Origin of the sequence: Chryseobacterium echinoideorum (genome assembly GCF_007474535.1) — a bacterium.
GTDB lineage: Bacteria > Bacteroidota > Bacteroidia > Flavobacteriales > Weeksellaceae > Chryseobacterium > Chryseobacterium echinoideorum.
Window position 1 is genome coordinate 144,796 of the sequence record NZ_VKNW01000005.1, and the last position, 17,254, is coordinate 162,049.

Genomic DNA, 17,254 nt, shown 5'->3' on the forward strand with positions numbered 1-17,254 from the left:
CATATTTCCACAAATTTATAAATCATAAATCTAAAACCTGAGTTTTACTTTAATAAAAAAACTAAAATGCTTATTTTAGACAAAATTTTTAATAATGATAAAACGTAATATTCTTATTGCTTCTGCATTTTTCAGTTTTTCTCTTGGAATTGCACAGCAATACGGTGGAATGTGGATTCCGACCGAGCTTAATGAAAAGGAAATGAAAGATCTCGGAATGAAAATTTCTGCAAAAGATATTTTCAACACCAAAAAACCGAGTATTAAAGATGCAGTAGTACAGTTCAACGGCGGTTGTACAGCAGAAATTATTTCTCCTAAAGGATTATTACTTACCAATCACCACTGTGGTTACGGGCAGATTCAGTCACATTCAACAGTACAAAACGACCTTCTTTCCAATGGTTTCTGGGCTAAAAACATGAATTCCGAACTGCCAAATCCGGGAGTTACCGTAGATTTTATTGTTGATATAAAGGAAGTAACAACACAGATTCTTCAGGGAACAGAAAACCTTCAGGAGCCTGAGTTGTCAAAAAAAATTACCGCAAATATTGATGCTTACAAAAAATCTCAAAAAATTGAAGATTACCAGTCAATTTCTGTAAAGTCGATGTACTACGGCAATAAATTTTATGCCTACGTGATTGAAACTTATAAAGATGTACGCTTAGTTGGTGCCCCTCCGCAAAGTATCGGGAAATTTGGAAGTGATACAGACAACTGGGTTTGGCCAAGACATACGGGAGATTTTTCTATGTTCAGAATTTACGCTGATAAAAACAATAAACCTGCAGAATATTCTAAAGATAATGTTCCGTATATACCCAAACACTATCTTCCCGTTTCCATCAAAGATAAAAATGAAAATGATTTCACTTTTGTTTTCGGATTTCCGGGAAGAACAACAGAATATCTTCCTGCCATCGCCGTAGAAAAAATTATGACCGAAATAGATCCTGCAAGAATTGCAGTACGCGACGTCGCTCTGAAAACTTTAGATGAAAAAATGCGTGCCGATGATGCCACAAGAATACAATACGCATCAAAATATGCTTCTGTAGCCAACTATTGGAAAAAATGGATCGGTGAGGTAGAAGGTCTGAAAAAATCTAATGCCGTTCAGAAGAAAAAAAATTACGAAAATTCTTTGGCTGCCAAAAATCCTGCAATAAAATCAACAATTGACCAGATCAATCAACTGTATGCAAACCAAGCTCCTTTTGCACTGAACAATGCTTACTACAGCGAAGTTGTAAGAAATGCAGAGACACTAATGCTTGGTAATCTTTTTTCTAACTTTATTTCTGCTTATGAATCCGGAAAACTTGATGAAAAAGGAATTACGTCATTCAAGAGCAGACTCAGTTCGTTCTACAAAAATTATAATGCAGAGCTTGATGCTAAAGTAACTGCCAAACTTTTAGCACTTTACGCAAACAAAACTGCGCCACAGTTTTTACCAGACGGCTTTGCAGAGTTTAAAGATGAAAACCAAAACATCATCAGTTTTGAAAAGCTTTCAAAGAATTCTGTGATTACGGGAAGAAAATATGTAAACGGAGCTTCATTAAGCGAAAATATTGATAAAGCTTTTTCTGATCAGGATAATTTAATTAAAACTATTAAAAAAGATCCTGTTTATGAGTTATTTATGAATATGAAAAATACTTATATGAAATCTGTAGATCCTCAATTCACTTCTTTACAGACTCAGATTGATGCTTTACAGAAAAAATATATGGCGCAGCAAATGGAAACTGATAAGGACAGAAAATTCTTTCCTGATGCCAATTCTACGCTTCGTGTAACATACGGACAGGTAAAGGGTTCTACTCCAAGAGATGCCGTTTCCTACGATTATCAAACGCATCTAGCGGGAGTAATGGAAAAATATGTTCCCGGAGATTATGAGTTTGATGTCCCAAAAAAACTGATTGATCTCTACAACAAAAAAGATTACGGAATTTATAAGGATAAAACAGGTGATGTTCCTGTTGGTTTTACGGCAACCAATCATACAACGGGAGGAAATTCCGGAAGTCCTGCTCTGGATGCAAAAGGAAACTTAATTGGGTTGAATTTTGACAGGCAATGGGAAGGCACTATGAGTGACATCAATTATGACCCTCGTTTCAGTAGAAATATTATGGTTGATACGAAATACATTCTTTTTATCATTGATAAGTTTGCCGATTCTAAATGGCTGATTAATGAAATGAAGATTGTAAAATAAAAATAGCAAGTTTACATGATAAAGTCCTGAAAGTAATTTCGGGACTTTTATTTTTTAATTTGTAAGTAAAAATTTATATTTATTCTTTCTATTTATTTTAAAATTTCTATAAAATTATACCACAAGTTTTAAAATTACACTATGTTAAGAACAATTTTTAATTTATAAATAAATACAATAAATAAGATATAATTAAAATATTTATAAAAAAATACCATTATATCTTATTTATATTCACATATTGATTACTTTTGCGATAGTTATATAAATTAAACTGAATATGAGAAAACACTACAAATGTCCGTCACTGTGGAACAGTAACGGTTTAAAAAAGACAGGAATTTCAATTCTTGCGTTATTTGGGGCAATCCAGAGCTTAAATGCCCAAGTAAGTGATTACACTTTTTCACAAAACAACGGAACCTTTAATAGTATTGCAGCAACAGGTACTATTGTTACCGGAAGTGAAGCAACAACTTCCACCACCAATGACACTACTGGATGGACTGTCACACTTCCTTTCAATTTCAATTTTAACGCAACAGATTACACCTCAATTTATGTAAATTCTAACGGAGGTGCAGTATTTGGTGCAACAACAAGCACAAGCTCCGGTGTTATATCTTCTTCAACTGCTTACAATGGAGCTGTGGGTGTGATGAACAGAGACTTGTGGGGAGTATTTATTACATCAGGAGTTACTACAAGTGGCTCAAATGTGATTACTAATGTCGCTTCATTTAAAGGAATTGAAGTAGGAAAAGCTTTGAATAATGCAAATGGAATACCTGCAGGAGCTACAATTACAGCATTTGATGAAACAGCGGGAACCATTACAATGTCTGCGCCTGCTACTTCTAGTTCTTCTGCTGCTGTTGTGAGGTACGGATCCGGTAAAGTTTTAACTTCTGTTGAAGGTACAGCTCCCAACAGAGTTTTTGTGATTGAATGGATAGGATATAATGATTTCAATTCTGCTGTGTCTGGAAGTAACCATCTCAATTTTCAACTAAGGTTATCTGAAACTGCAAACACAGTTTCTACAGTATATGGACCTTCCTATAATGTTAATGCGACATCCAGAACCAATCAGATCGGCTTAAGAGGTGCTACAAATACTGATTTTAATAACAGATCAGGAGCTGTAGGAAATCCTTGGGACAATACATCTGCAGGAACAGCAAACAATGCTACTGTTTCAAGAGATAATACGAATTTTCCTGCTTCGGGATTAACTTTTACTTGGTCTCCTCCAAGTTGTGTTGCTCCAGCTGCGGTGACTGTTGCAAGTGCTACAATAACAGCAAATGACGCTGTCGTATCATGGAATCCTTCACCTTCAGCTCCAACAAATGGATATGAAATTTACTACAGTACTTCCAACACTGCCCCTACAGCAAGCACTGTTTTAGACCCTACAAATTCTACTACTTCTACAAGTACTTCAGCCACTATCAACGGATTAATACCTTTTACAACCTACTATGTTTGGGTAAGATCTGCTTGTACAGGTACCGACAAAAGTGCATGGACAACTTCTGCTTCATTTACTACTTTAGCCACTTGTATAGAACCTACCGCTTTAACTGTCGACAGTACGACTATAACACCAAACAGTGGTACCGCATCTTGGACAGCTCCTTCAACAGCACCTTCTAATGGCTATGAGATTTATTACAGTACTTCAAGTACTGCACCTACATCAAGTACAGTTTTAGATGCAACAAATTCCGTAACTTCTACAACAACTACAGCACCCATCGGCGGGTTGACGCCATCTACACAATATTATGTTTGGGTAAGATCGGTATGTGTAGGCACAGACAGAAGTGTTTGGACAAGTGTAACTTCTTTCACCACATTGTGTCAACCACCTGTGCTTCTATCAACAACAGGAGCTACTGTATGCCCTGGGAATACAGCAACTCTTTCTGCTACTGCAGATACAGGAGCAACAGTTAATTGGTATAATTCTGCAACAGGAGGAACTGCAATAGCAACAGGTAATTCTTTCACTACTCCAGCTATTACATCAACAACAAATTACTGGGCTTCTGCTACAACCGGATCTACCAATTCGGCAGGTTTAACGAATGCTATTTCAACAAGCGGTTATACTTTGGAAGCAGGTTTATTTTTCAATGCAACAAATAGTTTCATATTAGAGGGAGTATATGTTTATCCTACCGGAACCGGTGCTGGAACTGTAACTATTGCTTTACAGGATGGAAGCGTATCTCCGGCAACGACTATACAATCTATCACGGTAAATTTAACTGGTAGTTCAACGCCTGTAAAAACTTATGTTCCTCTTAATTTTACAGTTCCTGTGGGTACTGGTTACAAATTAATGATGATGACTAGAACCGGTCTTGTAACAGGATTAATAAGAGAATCCGGAACATCTTGGGGATCTTATCCACTTACAGTACCAGGCGCATTATCTATTACCAGTGGAAACTGTTGTTCAGGAAATGCTACCTCAACCAGCTATTATTATTTCTATGACTGGAAAGTTGTAACAGGATGTGAATCAGCAAGACAACAGGTTACTGCAACTGCAGACTCTTCTGCTTGTCTTGGAACGTCAGAGACCGATATTACTAAAAATAATATTAAAGTTTATCCAAATCCTTTCTCTGATGTATTGAATATTTCAGACATCAAGAATGTAAAATCAATTTCTGTAATGGATATTACAGGCAGATTAGTAAAAACTTTTGACCAACCTTCTTCTACACTCCAATTAAGAGATTTAAATTCAGGAATGTATATGGTAGTTCTTCACATGAACGACGGTACGAAACAGACATTGAAAGCTATTAAAAAATAGTATATCAAGTTCAATTATCAATAAAGGTCGGAAGAAAATTCTTCCGACCTTTTTAATTGATAATCCTCAGCTAAAATTTATTAAAAACTCATCTATATTAATACCCAAAAATCTCTTCCAGACTAAGCTCCTTAAAACTTCCCATTTCGTTAACTGCACTCATTTCCAGGTTTTCTTTTTTCCCAATAATTGCAGTATTAAACTGGATAGATTTTATTTCCTGATTGTAAAAATATCTTAAATCCTCAAATTTCAGATTTTCAATCTGGTGATAGATATCTTTTCTGAAATCATGCATAATTCCTAGTTTCCGGAGTCGTAAAGTATTAAAGAATATATTGGTTCTGGTAATTCTTGTTGAAGCAATCTGTTTAAGAGCAGATTTTTTGGCATTTTCAAACTGAACAGAAAATTCCGGAAGTTCCGACATCAGACCTGCCATCGTCTCTACCGCAAGCTGAAGTTTATCGGGTTGTGTCCCAATGTACGTACTTATATAATCAGGATGCTTCAGTTCGGAATTGGGAGCGTAAGAAACATAGGCAGAATATGCCAGACTTTTACTTTCTCTTATTTCCTGAAACACAATAGAAGACAAACCACGACCAAAATATTCGTTAAAAACATTGATTTTCCCAAAGTTTTCAGGATTTACAAAATTTCCTTTTCCAATTTTACTCATTTCCATCTGTACCATATCGTAATTGGTAAAATAGACCATCCCTGAAGTTTCAGGTTCGGGATATTTTTTAGGTTGAGAAACCTTCAAAGTCTCATTTGTAATATATTTCGGAATATAGCTCTTGAAGCTTTCAAAATCTTTCCCGTAGAAGAAAACCTGATAGGGGTAGCTAAAAAGCTTTTTCATTCTGTCAGTAAAATCTTTTACCTCTGTATTTTGAAGCTCATCTTTAGAAATCACATCCAAAAATCTTGACGTTTTCCCGAGCTTCGTATACGTAGTAAGAGCAGTCATGATCCGGTTTTTATCTTTTTTTCCAGCTTCCCGGCTTTCAAGAACAGTGGACACAAACTGTTGGTAGATTTTTTGATCAGGCATTAAGTCAGAAAGCCAATGAAGAAGCAATTCTATGCCCTTTTCGATATTAGATTCCAATCCGCTCAAAGAAATTGTAAGCTGGTCTGGAGTGGTTTTAAAATCATTGGTGATCCCAATTTTAAAAAACTCTTTCTTTAAATCGTCCGGCGAAAATTTTTCTGTTCCTAAATATTGTATTAGCTGAGTTGAAATTCCCAGTTTCCGATCATGGTCGCTTCCCATCGGAAAAATGAAATGTACCTGAGCAATATCGTTGTATTTATTTTTCACAAAACTCAGCTTCTTATTTTTGATAACATCCGTAGAAATTTCTTTTTGATAATCAATATATTCTGGCTGAATATCATCTTTCTTATCATTCAAAATTTCCAGTAAAAAATCAGATTGTACCTCACGATTAATTTTTACAGGTGTAATTCCGGGATTCTCAACCCTTAAAAGTTTATCGTTAACCCCTTTTTCTTTGTTGATCACTACATAATTATCTATGAAGAAATCATTCGCAAAACTTACTATATCTTCTTTTGTGAATGAAGCATAAACATCCATTTCATTTAATTCTTCAGCCCATGTTTTTCCTTTGATGTAAGTATCATACAGATTGGTTGCCAAACCCTCTGCTGTTTCCAGCCCTTTCTGACGCTGTATTTTAAAGTCATTAATAATTGCAGGAAGCATCCAGTCCGGAAAGTTTCCCTGCTTTACTAATTCAATCTGCTCCAGTATCATTGCTTTTGCCTCAACCAAAGATTGGTTTTCTTTGGGAACGGCTACAACAGAGAAATATCCGTATTGTTTTAAACCTAAAGAAAATGCCTGTGCCCAAAGCATCTTTTGAGTTTGATTGATATTCAGATCCAGCAGTCCTGCCTCTCCTCTATTGCTTAAAATATTGGCGGTAATATCCGCAAGCATTGCTTCGCGGGTGCCATAACTATCTGTTCTCCAGGCTAACTGAACTCTTGGCGTGGTCGGGCTTTTTACAACTCTCTCAACAATTTTTGTCAATGGTTTTTCAACAATATGATCTTTCTTTGGTAATTCTTTATAAGGAATTGCACCAAAATATTTTTCAACCAAGAAAATTGTTTCTTCAAAATCAAGATCTCCAACTAAAACAATAGCGTAATTATTAGGTACATAATATTCATCAAAATATTTGTGGATTGCCTTCATAGAAGGATTTTTCAGATGTTCAGGATCTCCGAGTGTGGTTTGCTTTCCGTTGGGATGGTTTGGAAACAAGGCATCCATCAACTCATAATTTACCAATCTTGAATCGTTATCCTGAGCGCGGTTGAACTCTTCATAAACAGATTCCAGCTCTGTATGAAAAAGTCTCAAAACCATTTCAGAAAATCTTTCTTTCTCAATCTTGAGCCATTTTTCAAGCTCATTTTTAGGAATATTATTTTTATAAACCGTTTCGTCAAACCAGGTGTGCGCATTGGTTCCTGTTGCTCCTAAAGACGAAATAGCTTTATCATACTCGTTTGGAATAGCATACTGACTTGCTTCCTGAGAGAGCTCGTCTATTTCTTTGTAAATTTCCTTCTTTTTTTCAGGGTCAGATTCAGCTTTATGCTTTTCAAACAAGTCTGATATTTGATTAAGCAAAACCTTTTCTTTTTCCCAATCTTTTGTTCCTAGTTTTGATGTTCCTTTGAACATCATATGTTCCAGATAATGAGCGAGACCGGTATTATCTGAAGGATCATTATTGCTTCCCGTTTTTACGGGGATAAAAGTCTGTATTCTGGGAGCATCAAAGTTTTGGGCAAGGAAAATTTTAAGCCCATTTTTTATGGTATAAATTCTTACCTTATTTTCATCATGCTCTACGGTAATGTACTCATAATTATTTTTATCAAATTGTGTCTGTTCAATATATTTCTTATGCATCATAACAAAAAAGATGAATTCTGATTATTCAGAAAGCTTACAAATTTACGGATTAGAAAGTGGAAAGTGGAATATTAATGATGATGATTGAGAAAATTGATGATTTGATGGAAAAGATACTCACCATTTTTTTAATATAAATTGAATATTGGTTTTTGATCATACTCCGGTTTTAGCCACGAAGTGCACTAAAGATTTCACCAAAAACATAATCTTGTGAGCTTTGTGAATAACCATTGTTTCCGTTTTGGAAAATAATCATTACAGCAAATGGTTTTTAATTAATGGCATATTGCGGAAAATCATTAATATAAAAAATAGAATTTCTTTAATAAATGAAAATCTTTAATCTGAATTAATTGACGGAAAATCTAATAAAAAAAAGCCGGCTCTTTCTGAAGCCGGCTTTGAAAACTTTATTTTGACCAGTTAATTTTTGAGTGTTTTACATCCTCGGAATTGGTTCCGATCATGATATCAAACTCACCCGGTTCCCAATCATATTTCAGTTCACCGTTATAGAATTTCAGCTGTTCAGGAGAAATATCAAAAGTGATTTTTTTAGATTCTCCTTTTTTCAACATAACTTTCTGAAAGCCTTTCAACTCTTTTACCGGTCTTGTGATGCTTCCCACCATATCCCTGATATATAATTGAACAACCTCAGCTCCATCATAATTTCCGGAGTTTGTAACCGTAACTGAAGCCTGAATCGTCTGATTGCCTTTAGGGTTTGCATTCGATACGGTAATATCAGAATAATTAAATTTAGTATAGCTTAAACCGAAACCAAACGGATATAACGGCGTATTGCACTCATCCATATAATTGGAACGGAACCTTTCGTACTGACATTTATCTACCTTATCCTGCGCCAAAGGTCGTCCCGTATTTTTTGAATTGTAGTAGATAGGAACCTGACCTAAACTTCTTGGAAAAGTCATTGGCAGTTTACCCGAAGGATTTACTTTTCCGAAAAGGACATCAGAAATTGCATTTCCGGCTTCTGAACCCGCAAACCAAACATTCAGAATGGCATCAGGAGCATCTTTCATATTCGTCAAAGCCAAAGGACGACCCGTGAAAAGTACCACCGCAATTGGTTTTCCTGTTTTCTTTAATTCGTTTAGTAAATCAATCTGAGACTGTGGAATCGTAATTTCAGTTCTTGAAGAAGACTCACCGCTCATCTCCGCAGATTCACCAATTGCCAAAACTATAACATCAGATTTTTTGGCAACATCCACTGCTTCTTTTAGTAAAACTTCTTTAGGGCGATTATCTCTGTCGGTCTTTTTACCATGAGCTGCATAAATGTCTTCCAATTTTGCATCATAATCAATATTGGCTCCTTTAGCAGAAATAAATTTCACTTCTTTTCCGAAATTAGCCTGCAAACCTTGCATTAAATTAACAGCATTCGCATGTTTTGCGGCAACGCTCCACGTTCCTGCCATATTCATTGAGTTGTTAACCAATGGTCCTATAACGGCAACAGTTCCTGATTTTTTCAAAGGCAAAACCTGATTATCATTTTTCATTAAAACCATTGATTGCGCTGCTGCATTTCTTGCAATATTTCGGTTTTCTAAATTGTAAACCTCTTTTGCTGCCAATTTTGCATCTCCGTAACGGTAAGGATTATCAAATAATCCCAAATCATATTTCGCTTCCAAAATTCTTTTGGCTGCCATATCAATTTCAGCTTGAGTAACTTTTCCTTCCTGCAGAGATTTTTTAAGCGTTGTTAAAAATCCTTCACCTACCATATCCATATCAACTCCTGCCTTTAAAGCTAAGGCCGAAACCTGCTGAAGATCACCCATTCCGTGATCTACCATTTCGTTGATCCCTGTGTAATCCGTTACTACAAAACCTTTAAACTTCCACTGGTTTCTCAAAACTTCTGTCTGCAACCATCTGCTTCCCGTTGCCGGAACTCCGTCTACTTCATTAAAAGAAGCCATCACAGAAGCTACCCCTGCATCTACCGCAGCTTTATAAGGTGGAAAATACTCGTTGAACATTCTTACATGACTCATGTCTACGGTATTGTAATCTCGTCCTGCTTCACCTGCTCCATACAGTGCAAAATGCTTTACACAAGCTAAAATGGTATTGCTAACAGACAAATCTTTTCCCTGATAACCATACACCATGTGTTTTGCAATTTCGCTTCCCAAATAAGGGTCTTCACCGGAACCTTCAGAAACTCTTCCCCATCTTGGTTCGCGGGAAATATCTGTCATTGGCGAAAAAGTCCAGTTGATTCCGTCTGCAGAAGCTTCTTTTGCTGCTACTCTTGCTGACTGCTGAATAAGATTCATATCCCATGAAGCTGCTAAACCTAAAGGAATAGGAAAAGTAGTTTCGTAACCATGAATAACGTCCATTCCGAAGATCAAAGGAATTTTCAGTCGGCTGTTTTCAACAGCAACTTTTTGCACTGCACGGATTTTATCAGCACCTTTTATATTAAATAATCCGCCTACTAAACCTTGCTCTACCTTTTTCCCGATATCTGAACTTTTAGCCAGACCTGTGGTAAAATCTCCTGAACTTGGTAAATTGAGCTGTCCGATTTTCTCGTCTAAAGTCATTTTTGCTAAAAGACTTTCTACGAAAGCTTTCTTTTTAGCCTGATATTGTGCGGTCTGAAAAGACTGAACGGGTTTCGTGACGATCTCCTGCGCCGAAAACATAGGTGCAAGTGCCAAAGTGGCTATTACAATAAACTTTCTCATAAATCTATCTTCTTTTATTTATTTTTTTCTAATTTTTTAATGATTATCCGTTATAAATTATAATACTTTTTTAACGCAAAGGATCGCTAAGATTCTTTTATATACCCGCTGTTTTTAAGTTCGCAAAAGCCTTTGACTTCGTTGAATCTTCGATTTCACTCATCAAAGAACTCAAAGGTTTTTCTATTATGACAAATTATGGACAATCAATTTTTTTTTAATGATTAGCCGCTTTTAATCATATAGAGTTTTTTATCGCAAAGATTTTTACTATAACTTATTGCGGATATTCATTTTTTTTAATCTCTAAAACTGTTTTATTAGCCAAGACAACTAATTATTTTTCTTTCTTTTTACTTAACATCCATTCATATAGCTTAGGATTGGAATAGGTGGAATCCCACGAATTATGATTGTCATTTGGGAAAATCGTCAATTCCGCTGTTGGATTGATGGGATGAAGTTTTTGGTAAAAATTAAAAGCATTTTCCGGTAAAACCACATCATCCATTCCGCCATGGAAAATTTTCATGTTTAAATTTTTGTACTGATGAATATTGGCATACATTACTCTATCTGTAGGCGCACAAACAGAAACTACCGCAGCAAACATTTCAGGATGCTCCATTGCTAATTTTAATGTTCCCCACCCTCCCATGGAAAGTCCGGTAAGATAAATTCTGGAATCGTCTATCTTATATTTTGCCTGAATTTCTTTGATTAAATGATACACGGTTACTGTATCCCACCATGTATCAGCAGGACATTGCGGTGCCAAGATGGCAACCGGTTCTTTGATAAGATTTTTGTATGTAAACGGACTGTGTGCTTTTACTTTTTCCAGATCATTGCCTCTTTCGCCGGAACCGTGTAAAAACACCATCAAAGGAACATTTCCTTTCGCATTTTTCGGATAATCTAAAATGTAGGAAATTTTTTCCTGTCTTTTGATTTCTTTATTAAGTTCTGTTTTTATCTCCTGAGCTGAGGTAAGTGTGGTAAGTCCGAAGAATAAAACAGGAAGTAATTTTAAGTTTAATTTCATTTTAAATCGATGTTTTAATTAACAGTTCGCTCCTACGGAGCTCTCTTAACTATTCTTATTTTGCTATTAACTGGTCGCTCCTACGGAGCTTTAATTATTATCAGAAATTCTGTTTTGTCAGCCTTGATAAGGCTTTTTTTTCAGTTTGTTATTAATAGCCCCGATAGAAGCGGCATCCTTTTTTGTTGCAGGCGGAGCAAAGCGGAGACTGCAACAAAAAAGATACAGCGGATAGCGGGAAATAGCTCCTAATAAAAAATTATTTGATGTTATACTTTTCTGATTTGAAACTTAATTTCTTTAATCCTTGTTGAATTTCCGGTGCATTCATGAACAATTTCCAGAGAAATCCGGTTCGGTAATTTTCGATCATCGGCGCAATTGTTCCCTGATCTATCGCTAAATACCTTGGCGTAAACCAGTTATCATAATGAATAGAAGTTGCATCGTAAGGACCTGCAGTTCCTATAAACTCGGGTTTGTGATTATATAAAAACTTCAGAAAATCCATTGATTCTTTGGGAGTATACGGAAAACTGCTCAATGCTGCTGTAGGAGTGATTACTCCATGATCATTCTGCGGAAAATGTGCATTGTAACCGGTTCCGCCGTTTTTATTGCGTGTATAACTTGCGGTAAGTCCCCAATAATTGGGTCCGTAACCTTTCCATTGCTTCGGGTTTTCTAAGCAGTACTTGTAATCAATGAGTACTTGATTTTTGTTTAAATCAAAATAATTTTTGATGAGTTTATCTGATAAATTCGTAGGATCTAAACCGATATACGAATAATGCGCCCAGAATAGAGGTCCGCCATATTCTTCGGCTCCGTTGTGCTTCACGTACATCGGAAGTCCGTATTTTTCTTTATCAGAAAGGTAAGTTCCGTTTCTTGTCCAACCTTTGTAATAGGTTTCTGCATCAATAGAATAGGTAGGTGATGAAGCTGCCAAAATGTAAGTAATCAGGCATTCGTTATATCCCTGCAAAGGAAAATTCATATCCCACTGATATTCTGGTGACCAGTGCCAATACAAAACTTTTTCTCCGCCTTTGGTGTACCAGTTCCATTGAATTCCTTTCCAAAGTTCGTCACATTTTTTGGCTAAAGCTTTTTCTTCGGCGTTTCCGTTTTTGAAATATTCGCGAACCATCAAAATACCTGAAGTTAGAAATGCTGTTTCTACCAAATCTCCACCGTTATCTTTTTTTCCGAAAGGAACGGTTTTGCCTGTCTCACCATTAATCCAGTGTGACCAGGCTCCTTTGTGACGGTCAGCTTTCGCCAGAAAGTCCATCATGGTTGTGAGCCTTTTTACAGCTTCCTTTCTTGGCACAAAACCTCTTTCGACTCCGACTAATATTGTTGCCAAACCAAATCCTGAACCTCCTGTTGTAATAACGTGCTTGTCTTTGTCAGGGTAAACATTATCTTCATGATAACGCTCTCTCCCCAAAAACGAATTGGGTTCTGCATAATCCCAGAAGTATTTGAGTGCATCTTTTTGAACTTTGTCCATCAGCTGCTCGTCAGCGATATTGTTTTTGACGGTAGTTGCCTTTGAAATATTCTGATTGATCTGGTTGTTTTTGCAGGAAATTACAGCTAATGCTAAAACTCCTGTCAATAGTATCTTTTTCATTTTTAAATTTTATAGTTGAAACTTAACAGAAGATTTTAAACTTCAGCTAAGCAAAATTTTTGATTTATTAAAATCCGTATTGCGTAGAATGAAAACCAAGTTTGATTAAACCTTGTTTTACATCCGGTGCATTCATAAATAACTGCCATAAAAACTGAGTTTTATGGTTTTCTATCATAGGAGCAATGGTTCCCTGATCTATGGCTAAATATCTTGGCGTTACCCAGTTGTAATGTACCGAATATGCATCATAAGGACCTGCAACACCAATGTACTTACTGTAATTCTCGTTGTAAAGAAATCTGAGCATGTTCATACTTTCCACTGGTGTGTAAGGCATGTTTGACAATGCTGCCGTAGGCGTGATGATTCCTAAATCATTGCTTGGCTGATGTGCAGCATAATCATCTCCTCCTGTGCTTGGATTTCGGGAATAGCTTGCGGTAAGTCCCCAACTTTTTGAGTTGTAACCTAGCCAGCCTTTCGGATTTGCCACACAATACTGGTACATGATTTTTGCATGATTTGTAGTAGCATTGCCATAATTAACGTAATCATCTGTTAATCCTCGTGGATCAAGCCCTAAAAAAGAATAGTGTGACCAAAACATAGGTCCTACATTCCCGGGTGCTGTATTATGATTAACTACCAAAGGTAAACCATATTGCGATGCCGGACTTGCAATAGCTCCATTTCTCGCCCACCCGTTTGTGTAAACCGGCTTATTTATGGTATGAGTTGGTGATGCAGCTGCAAGTACGTACGTAATTAAAACTTCATCGAAACCTTTGAGCGGCATATTCATTTCGAAATTATAGTTAGGTGACCAATGCCAGTACAAAGTATTTTCTCCTTTGGTGTACCAGTTCCACTCAATTCCTTTGAAAAGGGTGTCGGCTTTTTGTGATAATGCAATCTCCGAAGGATCTGTAGAGTTTTTAAAATATTCTCTTACACAAATTAACCCCTGAGCTAAAAAAGCTGTTTCTACTAAATCTCCGCCGTTATCTTTTTGACTGAATGGAATTACCTGACCATTATTTCCGTTCATCCAGTGGGGCCATGCTCCGTGAAAACGGTCGGCATTTTGAAGAAAATTCAATGCGGTTGATAATCTTGAGACTGCTTCAGCTTTTGTAACGTAACCATTCTTAATACCTACCAGAATTGTCATCAGTCCAAAACCAGATCCTCCCGCTGAAACAACGTGAGCATCTTGTCCCGGATTATCGGTATGGTATCTTTCTCTGGCTAATTTAGAGTTGCTCTCTGCATAATCCCAAAAATATTTAAGCGCATCTTTCTGCACCATTTCGACGAGTTGGGTGTCGGTGTAGGTATTGCTATTAGGCGGTGTAACAATAGGAGGTTCATTTGTTCCTTCTACAACAGAATCTGAAGAACAACTGCCACATAGAAATATGGCAGTTGCTATTGTTAATATTGAATTTTTGTGCATCAATTATTTTTTATTACTGTAAAGATCTGTAACTTCAGCTGAGCTTAAGGCTTTAGTATACATTCTAAATTGATCTATACTTCCAGTCCATGAGTTTTTCAACCAATCACTAGCTCCATTTTGAATTTGTTGAGCAGTAAACTCCTGAGGACCAGCCCCAATTTTCAGTCCAGTAATTTTACTTGGTTCTAAAATTATGTTTCCATGACCATTCCATTCCGGTGTATGAGATCGAGCAACTCCATCATAATATAGAGTCATTTTAGATGTCAGCCCATCATATACAAATACAAGATGATGCCAGTTACCATCATAAAACCCCTGTACTGAATTGGCACCAACCCACTCAAACCATTTATCACCTGTAGAATCTTTAACATATAACTTGATAAGCGGTGTTGCTACACTTCCTTCTGTTAACAAAAACATTGCGGCAGCATTGCCTGTATATGATGCAGGAAGACTGAAAATATGATCAGTTGCCAATGTACCTTTTTTAGCCCATACCGAGATACTAAAACTTCTCGCGTTTTGAGCAAAATCATTGGCACTAGAATATTTCACATATTTGTACTTAGCTCCTTGTAAAGCTTTCCCTTTTATCCCGTCAATTGATATTAAAGGATTATCCGAAGGAAATTTGGCACGAATACTATCTACTGCATTCATTAACGGATTATTTGTAGTACCATCAAATGCTGTATAAAATTTGAGAGGCCCCCCAGGAATATTTGTGTCTTTAGGATAATCATTTGAAATATCTGGTCTATCAAGATCCTGACAAGAAAATACTAAAATTCCTATCGAAAAGATACTAAAAATTTTAAATATATTTTTCATTTTTATTTGATTAATAATTAGGATTTTGAACTAATACACCTTGAGCTTTATCAATAGCATCCTGAGGAATTGGGAAATATTTATGCTTATCCTGATATCCTTTAGAAGATAAAACAGTAATAGCATCACCCCATCTTACTAAATCGTAAAATCTCTCGAATTCCATTGCAAATTCTACTCTTCTTTCTTGTTTAATGGCAGCTAAAGTGGCTGTTGTGTTTGGCAAACCAGCTCTGGTTCGGATCATGTTAAGATATGTAGTTGCTTTTCCAGCATTTCCAGATTGTAAAGCAGCTTCAGCAGCAATTAGGATAACATCTGCATATCTTATGAGTTTAATATTTTCCCAGTGATTTTTGTTTTGGGCATAAAATGTTCTTTCTGAGGGTAAAGTATAGGCTTTACCATTCCAATATTGCTGAGCAAGAACCGGATTAGGATTATTAGGTCCCGCAGGAAGTGTTGCAGTATTATAAATATCCGGACCTCCAGAAGTAAGGATTGTTGTTTTCTTCCTCAAATCTCCGGTTTCATAAGCTGCAATAAGATCTGTGGAAGGTACATTGAATCCCCATCCTAAATCCCAAGTTCCTGAACCTCTAACCCCTTGAGATTCATAAAAGTTGTTAGTATACTTTGTTGGAAAGTCGTATGTTTTTTGAACTTCTAAAATAGATTCTTTAGAATTATTGCCAGCTTTAGTAAATTCTGCGTCGTAAGAATTATTTAACTGATACACTCCAGAATTGATAACAAGCTCTGCGTGTTCCAATGCTTTAACATAATTCCCTTGGTAAAGATATAATTTTGCTAATACAGCATTTGCCGTACCCTTCGTTACTCTACCCAAATATGCGGTTGGCCATTGATTAGGTAGATCTACAGCTGCTTCTGTAAGATCTTTGATAATTTGAGCATCAACTTCTGCTATTGTTTTTTTAGGTGCAATCTCATCTATCGGATTTACAATTGTTTTAAGATTTACAGGCACTTCACCATAATCTCTTCTTAATTCAAAAAAACAAAATCCTCTGATTGCTTTTGCTTCTGCAATATTAGCTAATGTTCCACTAGATGTATCACCAGATGCAACTGCTACGCTAATCAGACTATTTGCATCAAAAATAATCTTATAATGGCCCGTCCAGTTGTTTTTAATATGACCGTTTGTTGCTACATAGCCAAAATTATTAAAAACAGTTCCGTCTGCTGCTGCATCAGTAGCTGTACTTCCTTTTTCATTATCGTCTGCTCTGATGCAATGAGTCCAGACATACGAAAAATCACTTACACCGCTCTGTTCTCTCAAACTTGCATAAAGACCAAAAGCTTTAGTTTCAAATCCACCTAATGTTACTTCATCACCTACAGGTCTTCCTAATGGTTTAACATCAAGCCAGTCTTCTCCACAGCTTTGAATAGTTGTTGCAGTTGTTCCTAAAAATGCTGCAATTACAATATGTTTAAATTTAATTTTTTTCATTTTAACTTGT

The 17,254-nt window shown here is 36.3% G+C and carries 9 protein-coding genes; 2 read left to right on the forward strand and 7 right to left on the reverse strand.

The genetic code is table 11. The features are described 5' to 3' along the window. The first annotated feature begins 94 nt into the window (after nucleotides 1-94). Nucleotides 95-2,236, forward strand: coding sequence for a S46 family peptidase (locus FOL89_RS08135; protein WP_144282329.1), 2,142 nt, complete (start codon nucleotides 95-97; stop codon nucleotides 2,234-2,236). A gap of 280 nt (nucleotides 2,237-2,516) precedes the next feature. After that, nucleotides 2,517-5,069 carry a fibronectin type III domain-containing protein gene (locus tag FOL89_RS08140; protein WP_144282330.1) on the forward strand — a complete coding sequence of 851 codons (2,553 nt, stop codon included), beginning with the start codon at nucleotides 2,517-2,519 and terminating at the stop codon, nucleotides 5,067-5,069. Between the two features lie 97 nt (nucleotides 5,070-5,166). Here FOL89_RS08140 and FOL89_RS08145 read toward each other — a convergent pair whose 3' ends face one another. The 7 genes from FOL89_RS08145 to FOL89_RS08175 all read right to left on the reverse strand — a co-directional run bounded on the left by FOL89_RS08145 (nucleotide 5,167) and on the right by FOL89_RS08175 (nucleotide 17,244). Continuing rightward, nucleotides 5,167-8,034, reverse strand: coding sequence for a M16 family metallopeptidase (locus FOL89_RS08145; RefSeq protein WP_144282331.1), 2,868 nt, complete (start codon nucleotides 8,032-8,034; stop codon nucleotides 5,167-5,169). A 413-nt stretch (nucleotides 8,035-8,447) separates the two neighbouring features. Continuing rightward, nucleotides 8,448-10,775, reverse strand: a complete 2,328-nt coding sequence (gene bglX / locus FOL89_RS08150) for a beta-glucosidase BglX (protein ID WP_144282332.1) — start codon at nucleotides 10,773-10,775, stop codon at nucleotides 8,448-8,450. A gap of 337 nt (nucleotides 10,776-11,112) precedes the next feature. Continuing rightward, nucleotides 11,113-11,820, reverse strand: coding sequence for a carboxylesterase family protein (locus FOL89_RS08155; protein ID WP_144282333.1), 708 nt, complete (start codon nucleotides 11,818-11,820; stop codon nucleotides 11,113-11,115). A 259-nt stretch (nucleotides 11,821-12,079) separates the two neighbouring features. Further along, nucleotides 12,080-13,462 carry a glucoamylase family protein gene (locus FOL89_RS08160; RefSeq protein ID WP_144282334.1) on the reverse strand — a complete coding sequence of 461 codons (1,383 nt, stop codon included), beginning with the start codon at nucleotides 13,460-13,462 and terminating at the stop codon, nucleotides 12,080-12,082. A gap of 67 nt (nucleotides 13,463-13,529) precedes the next feature. Beyond that, a complete protein-coding gene (locus tag FOL89_RS08165) occupies nucleotides 13,530-14,921 on the reverse strand; it encodes a glucoamylase family protein (protein ID WP_144282335.1) in 1,392 nt (463 codons plus the stop codon). A gap of 3 nt (nucleotides 14,922-14,924) precedes the next feature. Next, entirely contained in the window at nucleotides 14,925-15,761 is an 837-nt protein-coding gene (locus tag FOL89_RS08170; protein ID WP_144282336.1) for a LamG domain-containing protein, read from the reverse strand. 10 nt (nucleotides 15,762-15,771) lie between these two features. Further along, entirely contained in the window at nucleotides 15,772-17,244 is a 1,473-nt protein-coding gene (locus tag FOL89_RS08175; RefSeq protein WP_144282337.1) for a RagB/SusD family nutrient uptake outer membrane protein, read from the reverse strand. Nucleotides 17,245-17,254 lie beyond the last annotated feature (10 nt).

Bases quoted from the DNA above. Each gene is read 5' to 3' on its own strand.
- FOL89_RS08135 (WP_144282329.1), top strand. From the start codon at position 95: ATGATAAAACGTAATATTCTTATTGCTTCTGCATTTTTCAGTTTTTCT.
- FOL89_RS08140 (WP_144282330.1), top strand. From the start codon at position 2,517: ATGAGAAAACACTACAAATGTCCGTCACTGTGGAACAGTAACGGTTTA.
- FOL89_RS08145 (WP_144282331.1), bottom strand. From the start codon at position 8,034: ATGATGCATAAGAAATATATTGAACAGACACAATTTGATAAAAATAAT.
- bglX (WP_144282332.1), bottom strand. From the start codon at position 10,775: ATGAGAAAGTTTATTGTAATAGCCACTTTGGCACTTGCACCTATGTTT.
- FOL89_RS08155 (WP_144282333.1), bottom strand. From the start codon at position 11,820: ATGAAATTAAACTTAAAATTACTTCCTGTTTTATTCTTCGGACTTACC.
- FOL89_RS08160 (WP_144282334.1), bottom strand. From the start codon at position 13,462: ATGAAAAAGATACTATTGACAGGAGTTTTAGCATTAGCTGTAATTTCC.
- FOL89_RS08165 (WP_144282335.1), bottom strand. From the start codon at position 14,921: ATGCACAAAAATTCAATATTAACAATAGCAACTGCCATATTTCTATGT.
- FOL89_RS08170 (WP_144282336.1), bottom strand. From the start codon at position 15,761: ATGAAAAATATATTTAAAATTTTTAGTATCTTTTCGATAGGAATTTTA.
- FOL89_RS08175 (WP_144282337.1), bottom strand. From the start codon at position 17,244: ATGAAAAAAATTAAATTTAAACATATTGTAATTGCAGCATTTTTAGGA.